At 38.7% G+C, this 21,783-nt stretch carries 12 protein-coding genes and 2 pseudogenes; 1 reads left to right on the top strand and 13 read right to left on the bottom strand.

The window, feature by feature from the left end; genetic code table 11:
• Positions 1 to 20: 20 nt before the first annotated feature.
• The 6 genes from JCM10596_RS27920 to ltaE all read right to left on the bottom strand — a co-directional run bounded on the left by JCM10596_RS27920 (position 21) and on the right by ltaE (position 4,704).
• Positions 21 to 323, bottom strand: a complete 303-nt coding sequence (locus JCM10596_RS27920; RefSeq protein WP_051541307.1) for a DUF2705 family protein — start codon at positions 321 to 323, stop codon at positions 21 to 23.
• 5 nt (positions 324 to 328) lie between these two features.
• On the bottom strand, positions 329 to 970 hold the full coding sequence (locus JCM10596_RS25425; RefSeq protein WP_051541306.1) for an ABC transporter permease: 642 nt from the start codon (positions 968 to 970) through the stop codon (positions 329 to 331).
• Positions 963 to 1,889, bottom strand: a complete 927-nt coding sequence (locus JCM10596_RS12910) for an ABC transporter ATP-binding protein (protein ID WP_025027489.1) — start codon at positions 1,887 to 1,889, stop codon at positions 963 to 965. Before JCM10596_RS12910 ends, JCM10596_RS25425 begins: the two co-directional genes overlap by 8 nt.
• A gap of 146 nt (positions 1,890 to 2,035) precedes the next feature.
• Positions 2,036 to 2,764, bottom strand: coding sequence for a Fic family protein (locus JCM10596_RS12905; protein WP_025027488.1), 729 nt, complete (start codon positions 2,762 to 2,764; stop codon positions 2,036 to 2,038).
• Positions 2,765 to 3,063: 299 nt separating this feature from the next.
• A complete protein-coding gene (locus JCM10596_RS12900) occupies positions 3,064 to 3,579 on the bottom strand; it encodes a hypothetical protein (protein ID WP_051541305.1) in 516 nt (171 codons plus the stop codon).
• A gap of 99 nt (positions 3,580 to 3,678) precedes the next feature.
• Positions 3,679 to 4,704: a low-specificity L-threonine aldolase gene (ltaE, locus tag JCM10596_RS12895; protein WP_025027486.1), complete on the bottom strand. Its 1,026-nt coding sequence runs from the start codon at positions 4,702 to 4,704 to the stop codon at positions 3,679 to 3,681.
• A gap of 95 nt (positions 4,705 to 4,799) precedes the next feature.
• Here ltaE and JCM10596_RS25420 point away from each other — a divergent pair.
• A pseudogene (locus tag JCM10596_RS25420) lies at positions 4,800 to 5,429 on the top strand (helix-turn-helix domain-containing protein).
• A gap of 130 nt (positions 5,430 to 5,559) precedes the next feature.
• Here the strand turns inward: JCM10596_RS25420 and JCM10596_RS12885 are convergent.
• The 7 genes and pseudogenes from JCM10596_RS12885 to JCM10596_RS30855 form a co-directional block, all read right to left on the bottom strand.
• Positions 5,560 to 5,991, bottom strand: a complete 432-nt coding sequence (locus JCM10596_RS12885) for a hypothetical protein (RefSeq protein ID WP_025027485.1) — start codon at positions 5,989 to 5,991, stop codon at positions 5,560 to 5,562.
• Between the two features lie 23 nt (positions 5,992 to 6,014).
• The gene (locus tag JCM10596_RS12880; RefSeq protein WP_025027484.1) at positions 6,015 to 6,659 is read right to left on the bottom strand and encodes a hypothetical protein; all 645 of its coding nucleotides are present in this window, start codon (positions 6,657 to 6,659) and stop codon (positions 6,015 to 6,017) included.
• A 33-nt stretch (positions 6,660 to 6,692) separates the two neighbouring features.
• Positions 6,693 to 9,266 (bottom strand): non-ribosomal peptide synthetase, encoded by a 2,574-nt coding sequence (locus JCM10596_RS12875; RefSeq protein WP_025027483.1) that lies wholly within the window; start codon positions 9,264 to 9,266, stop codon positions 6,693 to 6,695.
• A gap of 45 nt (positions 9,267 to 9,311) precedes the next feature.
• Entirely contained in the window at positions 9,312 to 11,408 is a 2,097-nt protein-coding gene (locus JCM10596_RS27915) for a condensation domain-containing protein (protein WP_051541304.1), read from the bottom strand.
• An 11-nt stretch (positions 11,409 to 11,419) separates the two neighbouring features.
• Positions 11,420 to 13,864 (bottom strand): non-ribosomal peptide synthetase, encoded by a 2,445-nt coding sequence (locus JCM10596_RS25415; RefSeq protein WP_051541303.1) that lies wholly within the window; start codon positions 13,862 to 13,864, stop codon positions 11,420 to 11,422.
• A 38-nt stretch (positions 13,865 to 13,902) separates the two neighbouring features.
• Positions 13,903 to 18,543 (bottom strand): non-ribosomal peptide synthetase, encoded by a 4,641-nt coding sequence (locus tag JCM10596_RS30860; RefSeq protein ID WP_267879703.1) that lies wholly within the window; start codon positions 18,541 to 18,543, stop codon positions 13,903 to 13,905.
• Between the two features lie 33 nt (positions 18,544 to 18,576).
• Positions 18,577 to 21,671: pseudogene (locus JCM10596_RS30855) on the bottom strand (non-ribosomal peptide synthetase); the annotation flags it as partial.
• Positions 21,672 to 21,783: the final 112 nt, after the last annotated feature.

Genomic DNA, 21,783 nt, shown 5'->3' with positions numbered 1-21,783 from the left:
TTTTAAACGCTTATACACTCTCAGACAGCTATATCTCGTTTAGCAAAAGCAAGATAAGAAATCACGTTAAACAGAAGAAAATAGATAAAGAGCATCATCAGTGAAAATTGGAGAGTCATACCCTCAGCTACTGGAATTCTATCCACATACTGAGTTAGGTCAAAATGTGCAAATAAGATGTATTTTGCCCAGCTATATTTAGTCAAAAGAAAGTCTGTCATATTCTTTCCTATAAATATGGCTACATAAGACAAACTAACTGCTAAGGTAGTGCTTCTAAATACTATGGACAACATAAAGGCAAAAGTAACCATCATGATCATACTGACTAGGTTCCATAAAAAACTTCGATTGTTTTTAAGAACATACTTCCTTCTACTACATTCATCTGATGATCTAAGTAGAGATACTGATGACCAAAGTCACCAAATCCGTGATAGAAACTATTTGTAAGCACCGCTACTAAGAATACCGCTATTAACAGAATCCCTGCAAATAAGAAGGTAGACACGTATTTAGATAATAATATTTTAAACCTACTAACAGGACGAATAAGTAAAAGCTTTATAGTTCCTTTTGTAAACTCCTCTGCTACAATACCTGCTGCAATGAGAATGGTAAAGAGTATAACAAAGAAAAGAATCCATTCACTTTCTTTGACACCAGTCCATAGAGATCTTTCATAATTTGCGTAATTCTGATGATCTAATGCATACTGGGCTAAGATAATTTCCCTTTCAAATTGCTTTTCTAAACCACCCTTCCAGCTATCATCTTCTAGGTAATGTTTATTGATTTCAATTTGCTGAGCGATCTCTACTTCCCAATTCATTTCTTTATTTGAATTGTAGTTTATGATGATTCCATAAGTAATTGTAATCAAAATTGTGATGAAGATTAAACACCATGTTCTAGGTCTGCGATAGATTTTCATATTCTCATTTGCGACGAGTTTAAAGAAATTAGACAATTTGTTCACCTCTAGTGATTTCCATAAATTTGTCTTCCAATGATTTTGTCGCGGTACTAATCTCAAAGACGCCAACATTCTTCTGAACTAGCGTTTTGTTCAAATCAGGAATCAAGTTTTTTTGCAAAACAAAATGCAAGGTATTTCCCTCTTTATCTATGATTTCTATTTTTCGCTCATTCAGCACTTCTAGTGCCTTGGTTACATCATCAACTTCCAGAGCTATAGAAAGAGTAGGGTCTACCTTATTTGTTAATCCTTTTAAAATCTGTATATCTACCAGCTTCCCACTTTGGATAATAGCAACCCGATCACACATTAACTCCATCTCAGATAACAGATGACTTGAAACGACAACGGCAGTCCCTTCGTTTTCAGATAAACTTCTTAGATAATCACGCAATTCACGAATACCGGAAGGATCTAACCCATTGGTCGGTTCGTCTAATATCAGCACAGCCGGTTTATGTAGAATCGCTTGTGCAACTCCCAAACGCTGTCGCATTCCTAGAGAGTATTTTTTTACTTTTTCATGAATTCGTTGTTCAAGACCTACTAGCTTTATCACTTCTTGAATCCTTTCTTTTGAAATATTAGGATGCATCCGTGAATAATGCAGTAAATTTTGACATCCTGTGAGATAACCATACATCTCAGGGTTTTCAACGATGGCTCCAACATGTGAAATTGCTTTTTCAAAGCTTTTAGCTACATCTTCCCCATTAATATAGATCTTTCCTGAAGACATAGATATCAGCCCAACGATCATCCTGATGGTTGTTGTTTTTCCAGCTCCATTCGGACCCAAGAAACCAAATACTTCTCCCTTAGGAACATCAAAAGATAGCTGATCAATGATCACTTTGTGACCAACTTTTTTTGTAACATTTTGCAATTTTATAGCTATATTATTGTCCATGAACTCTCTCCCTTAAAATATCATCATTTACTACATTAACACGTTTAGGATATTAATGGAAGAGATATGCGAATTGATATATGGCTTCTTCCTTCACAATGGAGGTTCAAGTAATTGCCAAATAAAGCTAGACCTAATACCCTCATCTATTTCAACACTTTAAAATACAATTCAAACGTTTTGTTCAAAGCATCAAGTACCAATTGCCTAAAATCGTCCGTATCTTCTGTTGTATGGGCCTTATCAAGGGATTCATAGTATTCCACTCTTCTTTTCTTTTCAATTATGATGGGTGGATAACCATTCTTCATTAACTCCAGATTTAACAACAGCCTTGCTGTTCTCCCATTCCCATCAATGAATGGATGTATTTTCACAAAAATAATATGTAGGTATGCTGCTCTATCAACTGGATGTAAAGATTGCCATTCGTTTTCGTACATGGATACCAGCTTTTCCATTTGAATGGTAACTTGTAACGCATCTGGTGGTATATGTTGTGCTCCGCTGATCACAACGTTTTCTTTTCGGTATGCCCCCGCATTTTCATCATCAATTCCTTTTAATATAAGTCGATGAATATTCTTAATTTGTCTTTCTGAAAAAGATTCTTTTTTTCGCACGATATCCTCTACATAGAGTATCGCTTCTTTATGGTTAATGACTTCTAGATGTTCTCGTAATGTTTTTCCGCCAATTGTTACCCCTTCGAGTGCCACTTTCGTTTCTGATAACGTTAATGTATTTCCTTCTATGGCATTTGAATTATAGGTCCAATCCAAAAGCAAATGTTCTCTTATGCTCTTTAAAGTATGTTTAGGGATCGGCCTTAGATGATCCAATCTTTTTTTCATTTCGTCAATTTGTTCAAACATCTTTTTCAACTCCAACATATAATTGATACCTTTACTTTATTATGCCATAATTCCGAACTTAACTCATCTATTTGTCATAAAGGGCTTCTCGACAATCATGCGGTAAAGTAGTTGACCAGAAACATAGCCATGCTAAAAAGCACGGCTAAATGTCAGTTGGTAAGTTAAGCTCTAATGGCCATAAAAACCCTCCTCTTCTAAATATCCGCGTTAAGATAAGATTATCTGTCCGCTAAGGTAAATCAAGGAGGTGGAGGTTCTCAAGATGAAGGGGGAACCATTCGTCTGAGTCATTTATCTCACCCCCATTTCTTTAAAATTTTCTTGGCATATATTTCATGTGACGTATTTTCAATAAACTCATATAGACTTTGATCAAGTTCCTCTTCCAAACTTTCGTTTATTTCGTTTCCATCTTCATCATATAGCTGGAAGTGTTCGTATTTCCATTCATTAAATTTATCTTGCAATAAATCCATAAAATTGACCCAATGCTTACCATGATTAGAGATGTAGGTAGCAGTCCATTGATTGATGTATACAGAACTCAATAACTCCTCTAACTTGGATGAATACCATTCTGCTTTACCTAAGCTAGAAATAATCTCTTGAAATTCTTCTTTGGTCATAGGTTTTACTTCACCTGAATAATCATAGCTGTTCTTATCTACTTTATACGGATGTGGAAATGACTCTATTGTTTGCATCCATTGAAATGGAGTGTATTGTTCAATGATTTCCATTAGCAAGTTTGAAATTACTAGTGTGGTTGCGTGTTTATCCAAATCGTCCCCCCTTTTCTTTTGTTCTTCCATTCATCGGACTCTCTCCTTCAATCAGTGATGAGTATACATCACTTGAAGTGAAGGTAGTTCTTATGCTAGATAGATATTTCAAAAGCTACACGCTATCATTCACGAACTCAGTATCTTGCGACTAGCTAGTAATACTTTATCAATGCTTATTTTAGAAATGCTGTTGTTTGTAACAAATCTAATAGTATTAGGACCAAATGTACCTGCTAATATGTCATGTTCTTTTAATTGAAGCAAGAACGTTTCTGGCGTTATCTTTGATTTAGTGATGTTGACTAAAATAATATTTGTTTCTACTTTATTTTCAATCACTACCCCTTCTATATTCTGAAGTCCTTCTGCCAGTTGCTTTGCGTTTTCGTGATCTACCTCAAGAAGATTCACATTTTCTTCTAGCGCAATAATACCAGGGGCAGCTAGAACTCCAGCTTGTCTAAGTCCTCCGCCTAAGCGTTTACGCCACTTTCGAGCTTTCAAAATAAAATCAGAGGAGCCTGCAATGATTGAACCTACAGGTGCTCCCAAACCTTTAGATAAGCAAAACTGAACAGAATCTGTATATTTTGCAAATTCTTGCACTGGGACTTGAGATGCTACAGAAGCATTGAATAATCTCGCACCATCTAAGTGAACAGGTATACCATACCTTTTAGCTATTTGGTAGATTTCTTTCATATTTTCCAGTGGAATTACGGCTCCACCTGCTTTGTTGTGAGTGTTTTCTATGCAAATAAGACCCGTTTCCGGTTCGTGAATATCATCACCCCTGATGGCTGCCTCTACATCACTTGGTTTCATGGCGCCACGTTCACCAGTTAAGGTTCTAATTTGTACTCCAGCAAATGCAGATAATGCTGCAGCCTCGTAAAGAAACAAGTGTGCTTGGGCTTCCATAATTACTTCTTGCCCCGTCTTGCAATGTACTAATCCGGCTATTTGATTTCCTTGTGTGCCACTTGTTACAAATAAGGCTGCTTCCTTTCCAAGGATGTTTGCTGCAATTTCTTCGAGCTTGTTTACGGTTGGATCTTCCCCATAAACGTCATCTCCCACTTCCGCTTCATACATCGCTTTTCTCATCTTTTCACTTGGAATTGTCACTGTATCACTGCGCAAATCTATCATAATGTGTCTTCCTCCTAAAGTTGTTTATCATAATAATGAAAATAGATTATAATGTACAAAAAGTAAAATGTTCTTGAAAGTGAATCAAGGAATAATTGACCTTGTTTACAATATCAGCACAAAAGAAGGAAAACATACATTATGGTAGAAAGGTTGATTCCTATGAACCATCATCTCCTAGGGCAAACTGTATTACGTTATCGTCAAAAAAATAGGATGACCATTCGAGAGTTTGCAGAACATGCAGGGATCAGTACTTCCCTTATTAGCCAAATAGAAAGAGGGCAAGCAAACCCCTCGCTAAGTGTTTTAGAATTAATTGCGAAAGCCTTACAAGTGCCCCTATTTTCCCTCTTCATTAATGAAATTAACACAGATTCCCTTATTTTAAGAAAACAGGATCGAAAGAAAGTGTTTCGTGAGAATAGTGATCATATAGTTCATGAGATATTGACACCAGATTTTATGAAAGCAAATATTGAGATTTTAATGATGGAATTAAAAGCAAATTCCACTACAACAAAAAAAGTATTACTTACACGAAAAACAAAGAAGAAATAGCCGTTATAATGAGGGGGAACGCATATGTTGAACTAGAGGGAAAAGAATATTTTCTAAATGAAGGAGATGTTGTGCGTATTCCACCACAAATAAAACACCGTTTTCTAAACAAAAGTAATGATACAAATCATATTTTATTTGTGCTAACTCCATCGTTGGCTTAGACAAACTTCTTAAAGTTTAAATTATCATTTGTGATGGAGAATAGTAGTCGTCAGGAAAATGAACTTAAATTTTAACTCACATTTTCCTGACGGTCCCCCTAAACAATTATAATTTGGAGCTTTAAAACTATCATGTTAAAATCGATTTCTGTTTCAATTTGCTCTTATCTAGCTCCTCAAGCACTCGCTGAAGCATTTCGATTTCAGCATTTTTTATTTCTTCAAGTATCTCTTTCATTTTGATCAAATCAGCCTGAAGCTTTTTCGTGCTCACAAACACCGAATTTAATCTTTTTAACACATAATTCCTCATGTAGACAGCCTTTTGTATATTTTGGCTGCTTATTTCAAGAATGGCTTCATTATGCTCCATATACTCGTTTTTCATTAAGTATAAAAGTCGATCATGAAGAGCTTTTTTATGCTCCCATAAGATGTGCAAGTGTCGAACGATATTGTGATCGATGAGGTCTGGATGATTCCCAACAAGAGCTTCCATATAGAGCACTAAATAATCATATACCTCTACCCCAAAGGCTTCGTTTTTAAGGTCTTGATGCAAGGTATCAACTGTGGTTTTAGCTTCTAAGTATCTTCGATTTGTTGCTGCACCTGATCTATTGAGAAATCATAGGAGTACTGCTCATTATACTTAAATAAGAAGCTGCGTTGATGATCAGGATGGAATTCATTCTTCTCATCAGCTTCTAATTCCTCTAGCATATGATCATAAGCTGATTTAATTTCTGTGAATGTTGTTTCTTGTTTGCCAAACAATCCCTTTCGATCAAAGCCCTTTTTTATAAACAGTTCTCGTTCAAGATCATAACCACAAAGCATAACATGGTGTGGAAGATGACGGTTTTTATACGAGGGGCTTTGGGACAGATAATGTTCGTCAACAAAAGGAACAGGATAATACCCTTGATCAATCGCATGAATGAAAAAATCGATCATCCTATCACCCTTTAAATCAGGAAATAGCTCTGGGCTGAGCATTTGAGTGATCAAAAATGGATTGTTATACCGATATTCGTAACGTCCTAGATAGAAATCGAATCGTAGCTTCTTTTTCTTTTCTAAGAAATCTCTATTACAATGTAATTGAATAAAATTGGTATAGAACCAGGGATGTGACTTTTCGTTCTTCATCGTAATACTTAGGGTAAAACCCCAGTAAAGAAAGCCATGGATGGGAGGATCAACCACAGGCAGGATTTTTTTAGTCAATAGAATCAGCCTCTCTTACTCCTTAGGAAGGTTTTATATGATTGTCATTTCTTCAGAAACTCTAGAAGAATAGAATTCTGCTAGCTCTTCAATTGTGGGAAATTGAAAAACATCCAAATTCTCAACTGGCAGTCCAGCCTTCTCCATCGCTTCTTCAAGCTGTAAAGCCATGATGGAATGTCCACCTAAATCAAAGAAATTATCAAGAACCCCGATTTGCTCGACTTTCAAAACTTCTTGCCATACTCGTACCAAAGTTTCTTCAATTTCATTTCGCGGGGCTACATACTCAGCTTGAATAATACTAGATTTTAAATGGGCAAGAAGTGTACGATCTATCTTACCACTCGTTGTAAGGGGAATTTCGTCGATTCTTACAAAACGATTAGGAATCATATAGTTAGGTAGTTCGTCCGATAATGCCTCACGCAATTCAGAAATAAGCAACGTTTCATCCGAGGTGAAATAAGCACAAATCATTGGATTTTCCTCTTGATCCTTCTGAATCTGTACAATGGCTTCATGAACCCCTTCACACTTAAGCAATTGAGCTTCAATTTCCCCTAATTCTATTCGATAGCCTCTAATTTTGACTTGATCATCACTTCGTCCAAGATATTCAATGCTTCCATTGGCATGCCAACGGGCAAGATCACCTGTGCGATATAATTTTGTTTCCTTATATAAAGAATGCTGAATAAATCTCTCTTCAGATAGCTCTGAGCGATGTAAGTAGCCCCTGGCTACTCCATGTCCCCCCACATAGATTTCACCACACACTCCAACAGGAAGCAGATTTTGATGCTCATCTACAATAAAGATTTTTGATGTTCGAAGAGGCTTTCCTATATCACTTGAATGAAGTTCTAGGTCCTCCTCTTCTATTTTTTTATGAGTGACATAGACGGTCGTTTCACTTGGACCATATAGATTAATCAATTCCACTTCAGGATATCTTGCATGCCATGTCTGAAGCTGACTTGTTGTTAATGCCTCCCCTCCTAATAACACCTTGCGAATGGCAAGAGAAGGCTGCGTATATACTGCTTGCTCTAAGCGACTTAATTGATAGAAAGCCGTAGGAGTTAGATTGGCGATACTTACTTTCTCCTCCTCTAGAAGAGAAAGGTATTCTTTTAGATTTTTTGTGGCTTGCTGTGGTACGATCACCAGCTTTCCACCATGCAGCAAAGCCCCATACATCTCCCATACCGAAAAATCGAAGCAGTACGAATGAAAGAGAGTCCAGACATCCTCTTCCTTAAAATCAAACCAATGTTCCTCATGGTGGAAAAGCTGTACAACATTTTTGTGCTCAACTAACACTCCCTTGGGAGTTCCTGTAGAACCCGAAGTATAAATCACATAAGCGACATGATCCATTTGAGCAGATGGAGAAAGAGCTGAAGTATTTCCTGTTTTCAACTCATCAAGCTGGAACAATTCCTTCTCTACAGTGACTAGATCCATGACAAGCTCTTCATTATTTGTTAAGAGCAATAAAATCTGACTGTCCTCTACCATAAATTGGACTCGATCCTTTGGAAGAGTAGGATCAATCGGTAAATAAGCTCCCCCTGCTTTTAAAATCGCCAAGATCCCTATGACCATTTCTACTGATCGTTCCACCATCAAGCCAATAATTTGATCAGGCTGTATGCCCCTTTCTCTTAAACGATGGGCTAATAAGTTAGAATACTCATCTAATTCTTGATAGGTTAATTCTTGTTTTCCATAGGCAAGAGCTATGCGATCAGGAGTTTTCGCCGCTTGTGCAGTAAACATCTCATGAATCGTTAGCTGCCTATAAGCGGGTAAGGTCACCTGATTAAACTCTGTCATTATTTTTTGGCGCTCCGCTTCTGTCACAATGCTTATTTGAGAGAGCAATAAATCTGGATTGTACCAAACCTGCTCATAGAAGCACAGCAGATGATTCATAATTTGTCTGACCGTTTTCTCTCTATATAAAAGAAAGTTGAATTGAAGATCAATTTCGAATTCATCTCCATGTTGGTGTAAGGTAAAAATCAGGTTGCTCTGAATTTCACTAACATGATTTAGATCATGAATCTGATCAGACAGCACCATTGTTTCTATAATGGGTACTCCTTCCTGAGAAATTGGCAAATGAAACAATTCTGCCAATTTACCCATAGGAAAGTTTTGATGCTCATCAGCCTCGATAACCACCTGTTTCAATCCTTGGAGCATCTCTTTATACGATTCATCAGGAGATAAATCTGTTTTTAATAATAAAAGAGTGTTAATCAGTTCCTCTTCTATTTCTTCTCCTTTAATGACAGGCATACCAATCGTAATGATCTTTTCTCTATTATATTTAGATAGAAGATAGGTTACCCCTGACAAAAACAAAATATAGAGAGCAATAGGAGAAGAACCAACAATCGAACGTAACCTTTCAGCTACGTTCTTTGGTATCCTTTCTTTGATCCTTTTATATTGAGGAGGGAGCGGGGTTTCGGCAAAATCCTTAGGAAAGTGAGAAACAACTAGACCTTCCTCAAATTGATTAAACCAATATTCTTTCTCCTTTTGAAAAGCTTCACTTGATAGCATTGTATTTTGAGACAATTTGTCAATCATTTTAAGCACCCCCATCGATCATTGTATGTGTAGCAAATCCACCTTTTAAAATTGAAAAAAGACGTCCTCTTCAATCTTCTTGTTTCGTTTCACAAGCTTACGATCGATTTCTATTTGATTCAACTTAATATAAGGTTCTTCTAGGATGATATCAATTAATTGCAGATAGCTGTTTAACAAACGCGTGATCGTTTCGCTTCGAAACAGCTCTGTACAGTACTGCACATCTAGTTGAATATGGTCCTCCTGATCGTAGGCGTATATGGAAATATCGAACTTCGCTATATTCGCATCAAAATCATAGATGGAAATCTGCAAATCATCGGATAGAGATAGGTTCTTCACCGTAGGATTGAGATTCTGCATGGCAAATACAGTTTCAATCAATGGATTTCTATTCCCTTCTCTATCGATCGTTATTTTTTCCACTAGTTTTTCAAAGGGATAATCTTGATGTTCAAAGGCTTGAAACACAGTTTCTTTGACCTGTTCTAAGAATTGCATAAACGTATCAGAGCCCTCTACTCGATTACGAATGAGAAGCATATTTACAAACATCCCCATCACAGATTGTATTTCTTGATGGGATCGCCCTGAAATAGGAGAACCAACTAAAATATCTTGTTTTCCGGTGTACTTGTAGAGGAGAACATCGTAACTAGCCATCAACAGCATATACAAGGTTGTCTTCGTTTCTTCTGCCATTTTTTTTAATTTTTCACTCCTTGCTTTGTCAATCACAAAGCTGAGAGTTTCCCCTTGCAATGTCTGCCCTTCTACTCGTTCAAAATCAGTAGGGAGATTTAATTCCGGTAATACACCTTCTAGCTGCTTCATCCAGTAGTTTTCTTGTTCCTGAATGTACTGCTGATAACGATCGCTCTGTTCCCAAACAGCAAAATCCTTGTATTGCAGCTTTAGAACGGGAAGCTCTTGACCATGCCAAAGAGTGATAAACTCTTGAATAAAGATTCCCATACTTACTCCATCCGAAATAATATGGTGCATATCGCAGAGAAATAGATACTTATTCTCGGACAATTCCACAAGCTCAGCTCTTAATAGTGGAGCCACATGCAAATCAAACGGACGAATAAATTGTTTAATCAGATCCTGAACTTTCTGCTTATCATGTTCTAGATTGATTCCTAGTTCCGCTTTTCTCTCCAGCTTAAATTCAATGTTCTTGTGAACCTCTTGTACGAGCTCCCCATTAACCATGGCAAAAGAGGTACGAAGCGCTTCATGTCGTTCAATTAACTTATGAAAAGTCCTTTCGAGTCGAGTAATATCGACCTTTCCTTCCAATACCATGACAATAGGAACGTTATACATCGTTTTAACCTTCTGATACTGGTGTATAAAATAGGTTCGCTTCTGGGCTGAACTCACTGGATAGTATTCTTTTTCTTCAGCCGGTTGAATCGAAATAAACGATTTTTGCTTAGCCTGTTGCAAATAAACGGACATTTGTGCAATGGTTGGATGTTGGAAAATTTCTCGAATTGGAAGCTCAAGTCCTAATTGCCTATGCACCTCACTTGAAAGTCTCGTCGCGTTTAAGGAATGTCCTCCATTTTCAAAGAAGTGATCATATACTCCGATCCCTTCGATACCTAGAATCTCATGCCAAATCTTGACTAATTGTTCTTCGAGCTCATTTCGTGGAGCAATATAGGGATCGGTGGATGCATAACCCACTTGATCGATGGTAGGCAATGCCCGACGATCTACCTTCCCACTCGCAGTCAATGGTATTTTTTCAAGCCGTATAAAATAAGAAGGAACCATATAAGTAGGCAACGATATTAAGAGATGTTCACGCAAGCCCGTGACAGAAATGTTGTCTGCTGACACATAATAAGCAATAAGAAGATCCTGGCGCCTTTCTTCGGAGCGAACGACGATAACCGTTTCCTCAACTCCAGGATACTCCATAAGTTTCCCTTCGATTTCTCCTAACTCGATCCGAAAGCCTCTGATTTTCACCTGTTGGTCCACTCTCTCGATATATTCTAATTGCCCAGCAGCGTTCCACCTGACTAAATCTCCCGTTCGATATAGCCGTTCACTTGGGTTATACGGATTGGTTATAAATTTCTCTGCGGTTAATTCGGGGCGATGGTGATAGCCTCTCGCCACGTTTGCTCCCGCTATACATAATTCACCGACTGCACCAAAGGCTGAAGCTGAAGCTGTTGATTGAGCACGTAGGCACAAGCGCTAGACACAGGTTGACCTATAGGGATCGAACTTTCTTGACCATTGAGTTGCTCAATCGTATAGGAAGTACTGATTACTGTTGCTTCTGTAGGACCATAAACATTGACCAATTTCCCTGGTCCTAAATGCTTAAAGGCACGATAAACATGGCGGACAGAGGCTTTTTCTCCTCCAAATAAGATTTTTCGTACCCCTGTAAGACTGTTCAGATTATATTCGACAAGTGTATTAAATAAGGCTGATGTAATTAAAAACAGACTAATCTCTTCTCGCTTAATCACGTCTGCTAATTGATTCATATCTAACAGAATCGCTTCCTCAATAAGAACCAAGGTTGCACCATGTAAGAGTGAACCAAAGATATCAAAGACAGAACCATCAAAAATAAAATTCAAAATTTGAAGCACTCGATCCTCTTCTGTGATTTGAATAAAACTGGAATCTTGAACGAACTGATACACATTTTCATGAGTGATACATGTACCTTTTGGCTGCCCTGTTGAGCCAGAGGTATAGATCATATAAGCAAGATCCGCAGGCTGATTGATGACTGGCAAGGGATCTGTACTTTCCTGATATGATATCGGCTCATCGAGATATACAATCTCACCATCAAAGAATAATCGTTCACTAAAATGCTTCTGAGTCAATAACAGAGTTGTTTGACTATCCTTAAACATATATTCTAAGCGTTCAGCTGGAAGCGTTGGTGCGAGGGGAAGATACGCTCCCCCCGCTTTTAAAATAGCTAAAATTCCAATTATCATCTCAAACGAACGCTCCACCATAAGTCCTACCGTCATCTCTGGTTTCACACCTTTTAGACGAAGATAATGAGCAAGCTGGTTCGCTTTTTGATTTAATTCTGTATAGGTCATGCTTTGGTCTTTAAAAACCAGAGCTGTTTTATGCGGCGTCTTTTCGGCTTGGAGCTCAAATAATTCAGTTAACGTACTCGCTGATTTAGCTTCATGACGCTTTTGATCTCCTTCACTATTTAAACCATTTAGTTCTTCTAGTAGTTGCCTTTCTTCCTCTGCTGATACGATTGGGATTTCTCCAACTACCCTTTCTGGAGCTTCTAAAATGCACTGAACAAGCTGGTTGAAATGATTCTCAATATTATGGATCAAATCCCTCGATAGAAGATGAGCATTATAGAGCAATTTGATGGTGATGGTTTCTTCTTGTATCACCTGCAAATTAAAATCATAGTTTGTTTGTTCAAATACCTCCATATCTGTCACTTCAAAGTCGATAGCATCTTGACTATCCAGTTGTACCTTTTGGTGAACAGGATAATTCTGAAAACCTATAATATGATCTAGTAACCCTTGTTTCAATGGATGCTTTGCTTGGATGTCATACAATGGAACATAACTATATCGTTCAGCTTCAAGTCCAGCTTGTTGAACAGCTTGGATTAATTCAGAAAAACGTGTTTTCGCTTCGTAGCTTACACGAACTGGGATTGTATTAATAAATAAACCAACAATCCTTTCTACTTCCTTCACTTGGGCGGGGCGTCCTGAAACAACCGCACCAAACACAACATCGTTCGTATTGTTATATCGCTGAAGTAAGATTCCCCAAATCGCTTGGAAAACAGAATTGACTGTGACTTGATATGTATGAGAAAGATCGACCAATTGCTTCGTTGTTTGTTGATCCAATAAGAAAGCATGCTCACCTTTTTGATATATTCCTTGTTCATCAGTCTTGGTTTGGTTACTTGGTATTGTCGCTAATGCATCATAGCCCTCTAATATATTCTGCCAATAGTCCAGCGCTTCATGTTGATTTTGTTTTTCCAGCCATTCAATATATCTATGATACGGCGGAATATTCATTTTATCTGGAATAGTGCCGTTTTTATAGCTCTGATACAAATCAAAAAAATGATGAATAATAAGACCCAGACACCAACCATCCATCAAAATATGATGAAAGCTCCAAATGAGCTTAGTTGTTTCTTCGTTGATTTTTACAAGAGTCACACGCATGAGCAGATCCTTACTCAAGTCAAACCCTTTTTCTCGATCTTGGTTACAAAGAGCTTCTAAAGCTTCACGCTGACTTTTCTCTTCCAGCATTGAAATATCTTCAAAAAACACTTGTGCCTTACGATTCTTTAAAACAACTTGAATCGGTTTTTTTACTTTTTGATAGCGAAAGATCGTGCGGAAAATATCATATTGATCGACCAAAGCTTGTACACTCTGTTCAATCGCATGTCGATCAATACTTCCATCGATTGATAAGACGGATTGCTGAAAGTACGCGTTAGATTCTTGATTATAGAGGGAATGAAATAACATTCCCTCTTGCATCGGAGATAAACCATATATTTTCTCAATCTCCACCTTACTAGCCACCGGTTTCACCCTCCTTTTCTATTTCTATTCCTTACTTTCTATTCCAACTCCATTCTCTCTATATCATCAAGTAGATCATCCAATTCTTCAATGGATAAATCATGATTCCCCAAATCACTTGGTGTTAACACCGAATCCTCTTGCTCCAGACAATGCTCAATAATCTGTTGCAGATGGAACTCATACCTTTGTACAAGCCTGATCATGACCTCTTGAGTAATCTCACTTTGATGATAAAAGAAGGTCATGGTCAGTTGTCCTTCGGTAATCGATCCAGTAATATCTAGGACATGTTTTCTTTCTGCTTCTGGGCTGATCCCTTCTCCACCACGAAGGGCTGAGGTGTCAAATCCACTAAAGCTCCCTTGATTTTCTTCCTGCTCAGATGTGTCGTTCTTCTCTTCATCAAATTGTCCTAAGTAATTAAAAGTGATCTGAGGAGATAGGGATGATCCAACATCATGTGTTTTCTGCTCATCAGCTAAATAGTTTAAAATCCCATATCCAATCCCTTTGTTTGGTATTTTTCGTAAGCTTTCCTTGGTCTTCTTAATCAGTTGTGCTAATGCTGCTTCTGATTCAATGGAAAGCACAACAGGATAGATTGAAGTAAACCAGCCTACTGTTCTGGATACATTTATGCCTTCGATGATTTCTTCTCTTCCGTGCCCCTCAAGGTATAGCCCCACATAGTGCTGCTTTGTCCATTCTGTGATGGTCAGTCCTAGAGCAGTGAGCAGGAGATCATTGATTTCTGTGCGATATGCGTGATGCACACGATTGATTAAAGCCTCTGTCCAATTTCTTTCTAAACGTATCGAAATCTGATCGATCGTTTTCATCTTTTTCTGCTCATGCATCGGTTGGATTGGAAGTGGTTTGACAGGAAGTGTAGCCAAATCTGTCCAATACTCTATTTCCTCTTGGGGCATCGATTTAGCTGCCTTCTCCTGTAGATGAATAGCCCAGGTTCGATAGGAATGAGTTTTTTCAGGTAAACAAATTTGTTGACCCATCGTTACTTGATGATAGGCTGTCCGTAAATCCTCAAATAAGATTCGCCAAGATACCCCGTCAATCATAAGATGGTGAATGGCGATCAGTAAATGATCCCCGGTATTCGTGTGAAATAATCCCAGCTTCACTAAAGGACCTTGTTCTAGGTCTATGCTCCCTTGTATTTCCGTTGATTTTTCTTCAATGAGCCGTTCTACTTGCTCTTTTTGTGCCTCTACAGAATTTATGCCTCCAAGCTCTCGAAAATCATATTTTTGCAGAGAATAGAGCTCCCCTTCTTCAATCCCTCGATTTCGTTGGAACCATTTCCCGTCCTCCTGATAAAAGACGATACGCAAGGCGTCATGATGCTCGATTAACGTCTGAAAAACGGTTCGAACAACTACTTCATCAAATCCATCCTGACTAAACAGCATTACGGATTGGTTCCAATGATGCTGATCGGTAAAGTTTTGTTCAAAAAACCAATGCTGGATTGGGGTGAGAGGAAGCAGTCCTGTTACTTCACCTTGGTCAATTTCTGATTGCCATTCTGTTATAAAAGGGGCAAGTCCTTCTACTGTAGGGTGAGCAAACAAATGCTTCACTTCAACCTGATATTGTTTTTGGTTTAATCTTGTAACAATTTGAAGAGCTTTAATAGAATCTCCGCCTAATTCAAAGAAATTATCCAGTATCCCTACCTCGCTCACTCCGAGCACATCACTCCAGATCTGACTCAGCAGCTCCTGAATTTGATTTTGTGGAGGAGCATAGTCACGCTTCCTTACACTCGTTCGATCGGGTTCAGGCAGCGCATTACGATCTACCTTTCCATTAAGGGTCAGAGGAAGCTTATCTAAGAATGTAAATGTAGAAGGAATCATATAGTCTGGCAAGCGTTCTTCCACATATTTTCTTATCTTTTCTGAGGTGAGCGTATTATCTCCTGCAAGATAGGCACATAGTTCTTTCTCTCCAGTCATTTCCTCTCGAACAAGGACAACAACTTCTTTCACGTTTGGATGTTGCAGGATTTGTCTAGAGATTTCGCTGGGTTCGATTCGATAGCCACGAATCTTGACTTGTTCATCAATTCTTCCCAGATACTCAAGCGTTCCATCAGATAGCCTCCTCGCTAGGTCTCCTGTTCGATACCAACGCTCTCCTTGTTTATATGGGCTATCTATAAATTTCTCTTTGGTCAACCTTTCTTGATGAAGGTAGCCTCTAGCTACTCCATCTCCACCCACACATAATTCTCCTGCTACCCCTATCGGTAAAAGCTTTAGTTCCGAGTCCACAACATAAGCTGTGGAATGTTGAATAGGCTTTCCAATAGGAATCGTAGTATAGGCCTTGTGTTCAATCTCATAATAGGTTGAAAAGGTCGTATTTTCTGTAGGACCGTATCCATTTAAGATTTTGAGCTGAGGATAGCTGTTTTTAATCCGCCTAATGTGTGGGACAGATAAAACATCTCCCCCAACAAGTAATACGTCTAATCCATGAAACAGCTCTTGATTCTGTTCTACCAATTGAGTGAAGAGTGGTGAGGTTAGCCACATCACATTAATCTTTTGTTCTTCAATAACCTGTTGAAGCTTTTTACCATCTAAGATGACCATCTGCTCTACTAAATGAAGCTGTCCTCCATTTAATAGGGCTCCCCATATTTCAAAGGTAGAAGCATCAAAGACCATCGAGCCTGTTTGTAGAATACGTGTTTTTTCATCGAGCTGAATATAATTTGTGTTTTTGACCAAGCGTACCACATTTCGGTGTTCGACAATAACCCCTTTTGGAAGTCCAGTCGAGCCAGAGGTATACATGATATAGGCCGCTTCTCTTGGACCTATTTGACCCAATCCATCCTGAGTCCCTTTCTGTTGCTCCGTTCTCCAATTCCTATCTGCTTTATCGTTCAGCTGGCTAGGCATCCATTCGTCTAAACAAATCCAATCTCCACCATGATGGAAGGAAAGCTCGTGATGTTTTTTCATGTACAAAAGTAGATTGGAGCCGCAGTCTTGTAGAATATATTCTATACGCTGAGCAGGATAAGCTGGATCAATAGGAACATAAGCACCGCCTGCTTTAAGAATAGCTAAAATACCAACAATCGTTTCTGGAGAGCGATCTGCAAGAATGGCAATTGGCTCTTCTTTTGCGATCCCTTTCTGTTGTAAATAATAGGCTAAATCGTTGGATCGCTCATGAAGGTCAGCATAGCTTAACTGGCTATCGCTAGATTGGACAGCACAAGCATTTGGATATTTTCTCACCTGTTCCTCGAAAAGCTCGACAATGCTTTTTTCTCTGGGATACTCTATTACACTTGGATTTACGTCTTCGATTAATTGCTGTTGTTCCTTCTCATCAATCAATTGAATATCGGCTAGACGAATCTCTGGATTTTGTGTCACCAAGTCCATAATACGCTCAAGATGCTTGGCCATTCTTTCTATCGTAGCTCTACTAAATAGATGGGTGCTATACTCAAATTGAAAGTATAGCTGTCCATGCTCTTCTACTGCTTCTACCGTGAGATCAAATTTACTAATTCGATGGTCAAAGGAAACTGTACTCAGGTGAAGATGCTCCATTTTAAGCTCGTTTTTATTCATATTTTGCAAAAGAAACATGGTATCAAATAACGGATTTCTACTTAATTCTCTTCTTAAATCTAATTTCTCTAGAAGTAGCTCAAAAGGATAGTTTTGATTTTCTAGCGCTTTTAAGACACGCTCCTTCACTTGAATCAAGTACGTTGAAAATAACAAGTCTTTAGAAGGCTGATTTCTTATGGCTAGGGTATTCACAAACATTCCGATTACTTGATCTAAATTGGCTTGATTTCTTCCTGCGATCGGCGAACCAACAATCAGGTCATCTTGTCCACTGTATTTAGCTAAGAGAACCGTATAGGTTGCCAATAAAGTCATATACAAGGTCGTTCCCATCTTGGCAGATAATTCAATGATCTGCTTGCTGATTCTCGGTTGAATGTTGTACTCCAAGGTAGCTCCCTCAAAACGTTGCATCACTGGACGTTCATAATCCGTAGGAAGTTCAAGAACAGGAATGTCAGCTGCAAATTGCTTGAGCCAATACTCTTCTTGTTTTTTCTTCTGATTACTATTCATCCAGTTCTGTTGCCAAACAGCAAAATCCTTGTACTGAATAAGGAGATCAGGAAGCTCTTCCCCGTGATATAAATGCATAAATTCTTCAATCAAGAGTTGAATAGATACCCCATCTGAAACGATATGATGGATGTCAATAAATAAATAATACGTGTCAGCCTCGTTTTGTATCATCCTCACTCTTAGTAATGGAGCAATGGAAAGATCAAAGGGATGAATCAATTCCTCTATCAGTTCATTCAGGTTTTTGTTAAAAGGATCAATCGTATCAATGGTAAAGGATACGGTTGGATGAACCCTTTGAACCAGTTCATCTCCCTCCCAATAAAAGGAGGTGCGAAATGCTTCATGTCGCTCTATCATCTGCTGAAAGACTTGTTGTAATTTCTCAATCTGAACTTCTCCCCGAAGCTCAAGAACATGGGGCATATTATAATTTGTATTGCCACCATTCATCTCACTTAATACAAATAATCGCTTTTGCATAGAGGTCACTGGGTAATATTCATGTGACTCAGCAGGCTGAATCTTTAACATTTCTGATAAGTCCAGCTCTTGAATATATTTGGCAAGCTGCTCTACAGTCGCATGCTGGAACAATTCTTTTAAAGGGACTTCCTTCTGAAATTCTACTTGTATACGTGAAATGACCTGCATCGCATGCAGGGAGTGGCCTCCCACCTCAAAGAATGAATCAGTGATGCCCACCTCTTCTACTCCTAAAGTGTCTTTCCAAATTTGAATCAGCATTTCTTCTGTTTCATTTGTTGGAGGGACAATATGACGCTGCTGAGTTTCTCCCTGTTTTGGCTGAGGGAGGGCTTGCCGATCCACCTTCCCATTGAGAGTGAGTGGAATTTGCTCTATTTGCACGAAATACGCTGGAAGCATATACTCAGGCAAAAATTGCAGAAGGTAGGTCCGCAATTCATTCGCTTGCAGTGTAGCCGTGGATTGGTAATAAGCACACAAAGAATCGTTCCCATTGTGCTCTTCAATTACTGTAACCACCGACTGTTGAATAAGCTCATGGGTCGCTAGCTTATTTTCGACTTCTCCAAGTTCAATCCGAAGACCTCTTATTTTGACCTGATCGTCCATTCTGCCCACATACTCAATGGTTCCATTTGGTAACCACTTCGCTAAATCTCCTGTTTTATAGATTTTCTTATCAGGGTACTTAGGGTGAACAACAAACCGATCTTTCGTTAATTCTGAGCGACGGAGATATCCTTTTGCCAATCCCTCACCTGACACACATAATTCTCCAGTAACTCCAATCGGCAGTACTCTCTCATGACGATCTAGAAGCAAGACTTCCTGATTCCCTATTGGACGCCCAATAATAGAAGTTGCAGAAGGTTCCATGTTCATATGGTAGGTTGTAGCAATCGTGTTTTCTGTTGGGCCATATTCATTGATCAATTGAATATGAGGACATTTTCTTTGACTCTGGCGAACACATTCCCGACTAGCTTTTTCTCCGGCAATGACCACAGAGCGTAAGGATTCCAAATCGGCTGCCGAGGCATGCTGGACAATCATGTGATAGACAGAAGGAACCAAGCTCATATGGCTCACTTTGTGCTGGCGAATCACATCGATCACCTGTTTCACCTGATAGGAGGTTTCTTCATGGATCAAGACGAGCTTAGCCCCCGCCAGCAAACTAGAGTATAGATTCGCTCCAAAACCATCAAAGGAAATAGAAATGAGCTGTAACAAGGTATCCTCTTCATTCAAGTGATACTGCTGGTTACGCCAGGTAATATAATTAACAAGTCCTTTCTGTTCAATAAGGACTCCTTTAGGTTTTCCTGTTGAACCGGACGTATAAATCACGTAGGCTAACGGGCTGTGACATTCATCCTTTTCCTTATATAGCAGACTCTGATCATTTGTTAGCGTGGTTGTTGAAGCTTCTTCCTTTTTGCTGAGCAACACATAATCTGAATCAATATCACTAGATGCAGGACAAGAGAAATGATGATCTGTATGAAATGATGAAGGGTATCGATCTTGATACTTCGATTTAGCTACAACATAGGTTGTTTGGCTGTCCCCTAGCATATCATTGATTCTTTCTAAGGGATAAGATGGGTCAATGGGCAAATAAGCCCCGCCAGCTTTTAAGATCCCTAGTATCCCTATCACACAATGAATCGAACGATCCATAAGCAAACCAACGATTTCCTGAGAGCGAACACCGAGCTGTTTAAGTTGCTGCGCCAGTTGGTCTGCTTGCTTATTTAGTTCGTTATAGGTTATCTCTTGTTCTCCATCGACCACAGCAACTTTCTCAGGAGTCTTTCTAGCCTGTTCTTCAAATAATTGTGCTATTGTTTTCTCCTTAGGATAAGGGAAAGACGTATCATTAAATGAATCGATCATTCTGCTTGCTTGTTCAGTAATCAGCTCCAACTGATGTGGAAATTGATGAGGATTATGAACAAATTGCTGAATGAAATAGAGCCATTGTTCTCCTAGTTGTTGTATAGCTGAGGCAGAAAAAACAGCCTCATTATAGCTGAAAGTCAATTCTAGCTGTTCATGTAACGCAATAATCAGATTTAGATCATAATTGGTTTGTTCAAATTCTTCGATATCCTGGACAATAAAATCCACATTTTGCTCATCATTTGCTTTTTGAATTTGCTGTTTCACAGGGTAATTCTGAAAAACTAAAATATGATCGATCATCTTTTGGCTGATTCCACACTTTGCTTGTAATTGAGCCAAGGAGGTATATTGATATTTCTCAGAGTCAAGAGCCGATTTTTGGACATTTCGCATGATTTCTACCAACGTTTGTTGTCCATTGTCGCTCACCCGAACAGGTAATGTATTGATAAATAAGCCCACCATTTTCTCAATGCCTTCTATTTCTGTTGGTCTTCCCGACACAACGGCACCAAAAACGATGTCCTCTATTTGATAATAGCTTTGTAACAGCAGTCCCCAAAGAGCTTGGATGGCTGAGTTGGCTGTGATCTCATATTGCCTCGTCAACTGCACAAACTTATCTGTCGTTTGTTGATCTAACTGAAAAGTAGCTTCTGCTCGAACATACGCTGTAGAAGGTTCTCTTTGCTTTAATGGGAAGCCAGTAGCAGGATGAGTATATCCTTCAAGATAGGAAGACCAGTATTCTTCTGCTTCCTCAGGATCTTGCGTCTGTAACCATTGAATATAATCGTGATAAGGTCTTACAAATGGCAGGTGAATAGCTTCGTTATGCTGTACTTTTTCATAGATTTGAAAGAAATCATCCATAATGATTCCTAGACACCAGCATCCATTAAAATATGATGATGGCTCCAAATCATTTTATAGACCTTGGGTTCCACCTGAATCACACTTAAGCGCATGAGGACATCTTGGGTAAGATCAAAACCCTGCTCTCGATCTCTTAACTGAAATTGTCGTATATAGAGATTCCGCTCCTCCTCGTTTAGATGTGTAATGTTTTCATAGTAAACACTTGCTTCTCGTTCTTGAAGTACGATTTGATAAGGTTGTTCCATTTCTTCATACATAAAAACGGTTCGAAAGATATCATATCTGGCAAAAAGCTCTTGAAAGCTTTTTGCCAGGGTATCCATATCTATGTGACCGGTAATCGTCAATAAGGTTTGCTCGAAATAAGCTGCTGATGCAGGGTCCATCAGATAATGAAAGAGCATGCCCTCTTGCATAGGTGATAGTGGTTGAATAGACTCTATCTGCAATGTTTCTTCCATAGATAAACCTTCCCCTTTCTCTTCTTTTTACGAGTAC

It is taken from the genome of Caldalkalibacillus mannanilyticus JCM 10596, assembly GCF_000615945.1.
Classification (GTDB): domain Bacteria; phylum Bacillota; class Bacilli; order Caldalkalibacillales; family JCM-10596; genus Bacillus_AT; species Bacillus_AT mannanilyticus.
The sequence above is the reverse complement of the archived record's forward strand: the minus strand, read 5'-3'. Positions and strand labels throughout refer to the sequence as shown.

Excerpts from the sequence above, each read along its gene's own strand:
- JCM10596_RS27920 (WP_051541307.1), bottom strand. The coding sequence starts at position 323 with ATGATCATGATGGTTACTTTTGCCTTTATGTTGTCCATAGTATTTAGA.
- JCM10596_RS12910 (WP_025027489.1), bottom strand. The coding sequence starts at position 1,889 with ATGGACAATAATATAGCTATAAAATTGCAAAATGTTACAAAAAAAGTT.
- JCM10596_RS12905 (WP_025027488.1), bottom strand. The coding sequence starts at position 2,764 with ATGTTTGAACAAATTGACGAAATGAAAAAAAGATTGGATCATCTAAGG.
- JCM10596_RS12900 (WP_051541305.1), bottom strand. The coding sequence starts at position 3,579 with ATGGAAGAACAAAAGAAAAGGGGGGACGATTTGGATAAACACGCAACC.
- ltaE (WP_025027486.1), bottom strand. The coding sequence starts at position 4,704 with ATGATAGATTTGCGCAGTGATACAGTGACAATTCCAAGTGAAAAGATG.
- JCM10596_RS12875 (WP_025027483.1), bottom strand. The coding sequence starts at position 9,266 with ATGATTGACAAATTGTCTCAAAATACAATGCTATCAAGTGAAGCTTTT.
- JCM10596_RS30860 (WP_267879703.1), bottom strand. The coding sequence starts at position 18,543 with ATGTTAAAGATTCAGCCTGCTGAGTCACATGAATATTACCCAGTGACC.